The sequence below is a fragment of the Pseudomonas sp. UBA6276 genome (assembly GCF_002438365.1).
GTDB classification, from domain to species: Bacteria; Pseudomonadota; Gammaproteobacteria; order Pseudomonadales; family Pseudomonadaceae; genus Aquipseudomonas; species Aquipseudomonas coleopterorum.
On the sequence record NZ_DJUS01000075.1, the window covers coordinates 1 to 3,899 of the forward strand.

General features: G+C 63.1%; 5 protein-coding genes. 1 reads left to right on the forward strand and 4 read right to left on the reverse strand.

Translation table 11 applies throughout. The features are described from left to right. On the reverse strand, positions 1-345 hold a 345-nt coding region (locus B2V21_RS08785; protein WP_286916630.1), incomplete at its 3' end, for a thiamine pyrophosphate-binding protein. Positions 346-740: 395 nt separating this feature from the next. On the opposite strand from B2V21_RS08785, the gene B2V21_RS08790 reads away from it, so the two are divergent. Beyond that, a complete protein-coding gene (locus B2V21_RS08790; protein ID WP_049858692.1) occupies positions 741-1,175 on the forward strand; it encodes a DUF4124 domain-containing protein in 435 nt (144 codons plus the stop codon). A gap of 4 nt (positions 1,176-1,179) precedes the next feature. On the opposite strand, the gene B2V21_RS08795 is transcribed toward B2V21_RS08790, so the two are convergent. From B2V21_RS08795 to mrcB, 3 genes are all read right to left on the reverse strand, one after another. Continuing rightward, entirely contained in the window at positions 1,180-1,509 is a 330-nt protein-coding gene (locus B2V21_RS08795) for a YqcC family protein (RefSeq protein WP_049858691.1), read from the reverse strand. Beyond that, entirely contained in the window at positions 1,509-2,288 is a 780-nt protein-coding gene (locus B2V21_RS08800; RefSeq protein ID WP_049858690.1) for a tetratricopeptide repeat protein, read from the reverse strand. The genes B2V21_RS08795 and B2V21_RS08800 overlap by 1 nt, the downstream gene beginning before the upstream one ends. 15 nt (positions 2,289-2,303) lie before the next feature. Beyond that, on the reverse strand, positions 2,304-3,899 hold a 1,596-nt coding region (gene mrcB / locus B2V21_RS08805; protein ID WP_286916631.1), incomplete at its 5' end, for a penicillin-binding protein 1B.

Consider the following 3,899-nt stretch of genomic DNA (forward strand, 5'->3'; position numbering starts at 1 on the left):
TTCCTGGAAGGCGTCGGTGCCGACCAGGGTGCTGGCCACCTGGCCCGAGAGGATCACCATCGGAATGGAGTCCATGTAGGCCGTGGCGATACCGGTAATGGCGTTGGTGGCACCCGGGCCGGACGTCACCAGTACCACGCCGGCCTTGCCGGTCGCGCGGGCATAGCCATCGGCCATGTGAGTTGCGGCCTGCTCGTGCCGGACCAGCACGTGCTCGACTGCGGGTTCCTTGAACAGGGCGTCATAGACATGCAGGAGGGCACCACCGGGGTACCCGTAGATGTGCTTAACGCCTTCGTCGCGCAGGAAGCGGACGACCATTTCAGCGCCAGATAAAAGCTCCACGTTGTTCACCTCTAAAACGCCAGAATACCGCTCCATGGGAACGGGTCTTAATAGGTTTACTGCCAGCAGAGCATGAGCGACGGTGGTCGCCGACGTACGTCAGCACTGACTGAGCAAGTATTGGGAGCACCCAAGTGTCACGGGCTTTCCCACCCAGCGCGAGGTAACGCGTTGCGGGTATTACGGGTCGGCGCTGGTGTGCGCCTGTGCTCTGCTGTGTGGGTCTGCTTCTGGCAGTCCCTGTACAGCGGACTTTGGATTGTTGTGATTCGTCTGCTGCAAGTCAAGTGATGCGTGCATTTTATTGCGCACCTGCACCCAAACGGCGCAATAAACCCTGCCTGGCTGATGAGCTATGGTAGTTTCATGCGTAACCAACCCTCAGAGAAGGCGCCATGCGTTCAACCGTTGCCGCAAGTTTGCTGCTGTTTGCCCTGTCCCCATGGGTGATGGCAGGACAAATCTACAAATGGGTCGATAGCCAGGGCGTGACGCATTTTGATGCACGACCGCCCAACGGCGTTGAGGCGACCGCCGTGGAAGGCGTGAAGCCGGTAACCCCGCCCGAGCCGATCTCCAACGAAGCCGTGATGAAAGCCAGTGGCGAGGCCGAGCAACGCCGGATCGACCGCAAGGTAAAGTCGCAGGTGGCCGACGAGACGTCGCGACGCAACGAGTTCTGTACCGGCGTCAGGACCAACCTGGCGCAGCTCAAGAACAATCCGCGGGTGCTTCAGCAGGTCAATGGCGAGGTCAAGCGCCTGACCGAGCAGGAGCGTCAGGCGAAGATCGAGGAAGTGCGCAAGGTGATCGACGAGCAGTGCACGTAAGCGTCTAGCGTACCTGCCCGATCAGCTCGTCGAAGCGCGCCAGACTGGCGCGCAGGCCGCGGCTCTGGTCGGGACGATCGGCGTAGACCATTTCGGCCATCGCCAGAATGCCCGAGGCGTTGGGCAGGGGAAGATCCTGCTCGATGATGATCTTCATGCGGGGCAGGAAGATCCACTGCAGCCATTGATCGAAGTCCAGGGTATCGACGCTGAACGGCTCGACGCTGGCCAGCGCTTCGGCACTGGGTGGCACATCCTGCCACCAACCCTGCTGACGCAATTCGCGTTCGATCAACAGCAGATGCTCGGCGATCGCAAGGAAACGATCATCCATCACGAAGCACTCTTGGCTTTCTGGCGAGCCAGGTTGGCGCCCGCCGCATCGCCCTGCTTGTCGCGCGACTGGGCGATGATGTTCCACAGGCTCGCCTGCAGATCGGGACGACCATTGGCGTAGGTCAGCGCTCGGCGGGCCAGTTGCTCGGCCTGGGCAGCGTCACCCTGGGCTAGCCGCACTTGGGCCAGCTTGTACAGCACCTGCGGCTCGCGCGGTGCGATGCGTTGAGCGCGCTCCAAGCTGGAGGAAGCACCGTTCAGATCGCCGCCACCCTGCTGTTGCTGAGCGGTGGTCAACAGTGCCAGGACCGGGCCGTCCAGTTGTTCGTCGGCGGACAGGCCGCTACCGCTGCTGGCCCGCGGAATTCCGCTCGGAGCGCTGGCCGGCATGTTGTAGGTCGTGCTTGGTGCGGCCGGCGTGTAGGCCGGCGCCTGGCTCACGGGCGCCGAGCTGCTGGGGCCAGGCACTATCGGGCCGGGCGTGATCGGCCCGGTGCTGATCGGCGCGCTGTTGCCTGGCGCTGGGAAGCTCTGGATCGGCTGCGAGCCCGCCCCTTGCGGCACCATGACGACCACGCCGGAATCTTCGGTGATCGCCTGGGCCTGCGCTTTGGGGCGCACCACGGTGGTCTGGCGGAAACCGCCGGTGCGCGACACACGTTCGCCATTGGTGACCGCAGAGCCGGAATCAACCACTGGAATGGAGCCACGTTCCACGCTGGCGCAACCGTTGAGCAAAGCCAATGCCGTCAAGGCAGGAAACCACCACTTGTTCACTTCATTCCCCTTCGCTTAGTTCAACCAGCCTTTGACCCAGTCCATCACCGAATCGTCGGTGGCCGGATTGGCACCGCCGCATGCGGTGCCTGGAGTCGGTTCGCTGCCACGAATATACGGCATCTGCACAGCGTTGGGGCAGCTTGCGTCCGAGCCCTGTCCGGTCTTGGCGTCGACCCAGGCCTGCACCACGTTTTCCGGAACGGGGGTATCCAGCGGCAGCGGATCGGCTTTCTTCATGAAGCTGGTCCAGACCTGCAGCGCACCGGTGGCGCCGGTGAACGGCGTCTTGCCGTTGTCGTCGCGGCCCAACCAGACCACGGCCAACACGTCCTGGCTGAAGCCGGCGAACCAGCTGTCGCGCGAGTCGTTACTGGTGCCGGTCTTGCCGGCCAGATTCAGATTGCTCGGCAGCACGTTGTAGACCGAACGTCCGGTGCCTTCGCGCATCACCCGCTGCATGGCGTTCTGAATCAGGTAGATGGAAGCCGGGTCGAAGCGCTGCTGGATCTGGAACGGGTAGCGCTTGAGCGGTTCGCCTTCGGCCGTGAGTACGCTGCGAATGCCCCGCATCGGCGTATTGAAACCGCCATTGGCCAAGGTCTGGTACATGGTTGCCACCTGCATCGGCGCCAGGCCGCCCGCCCCCAGCAACATCGACGGGTAGGCGGGCCAATCGACTTGCACACCCAACTTGCCGAGGGTCTTGAGCACGTTGGGCACGCCCAGATCCAGGCCCAGGCGGGCCGTCGACAGGTTGTAGGAATGGGCGAGGCCCTGATACAGGAACACCGTGCCATTGGAATTGCGTTCGTAGTTCTGCGGCTTCCAGATCTGACCGTCTGCGCCCTTGACCGAAAACGGTACGTCCTGCACCCAACTGGTCAGAGTGTATTTGCTAGGCTGCTCAAGCGCGGTCAGGTACACCGCCGGCTTGATCAGCGAGCCGATGGGACGCACTGCATCGAGCGCGCGGTTGAAACCGGCGAAACCTGGTACGCGGCTGCCGACCAAGGCCTGCACTTCGCCGCTTTCGGGGTTGGTCACGACCATGGCCGCCTCGACTTCATCGGCGCCTTTGCGCCCGGCCAGGCGTTTGAAGGTGTCGGTAACCGACGATTCGGCCTTCATCTGCAGGATCGGGTCGAAACTGGTAAAGATCCGCAGGCCTTCTTCGGTCAAGTCTTCGTCGCGATAATCGTCGCGCAACTGGCGCTTGACGAGGTCGAGGAAGCCGGGGAAGGAGCTGTCCGCCAGGCTGCCGCGCTTGGTCACGCCCAAGGGCATCTTCTTGGCGGCGTCGACCGCTTCCTGGGTCGCTACGCCCTGCTGCGCCAGCAGGTCGAGCACCAGGTTGCGGCGTTCCAGGGCACGCTCGGGATTGCGACGCGGGTTATAGGAGGACGGGCCCTTGACCATACCCACCAGCAATGCCACCTGGTGCAGCTTGAGCTCGGACAACGGCTGACTGAAGAAGAACTGACTGGCCAGACCGAAGCCGTGCACGGCGCGCTGGCCGTCCTGGCCGACGAAGACCTCGTTGAGATAGGCCTCGAGGATTTCGCCCTTGTCGTAGTGCAATTCCAGCAGCACCGCCATCATCGCTTCGGT

Coding starts and splice junctions, on each gene's coding strand:
- B2V21_RS08790 (WP_049858692.1), top strand. CDS start 741: ATGCGTTCAACCGTTGCCGCAAGTTTGCTGCTGTTTGCCCTGTCCCCA.
- B2V21_RS08795 (WP_049858691.1), bottom strand. CDS start 1,509: ATGGATGATCGTTTCCTTGCGATCGCCGAGCATCTGCTGTTGATCGAA.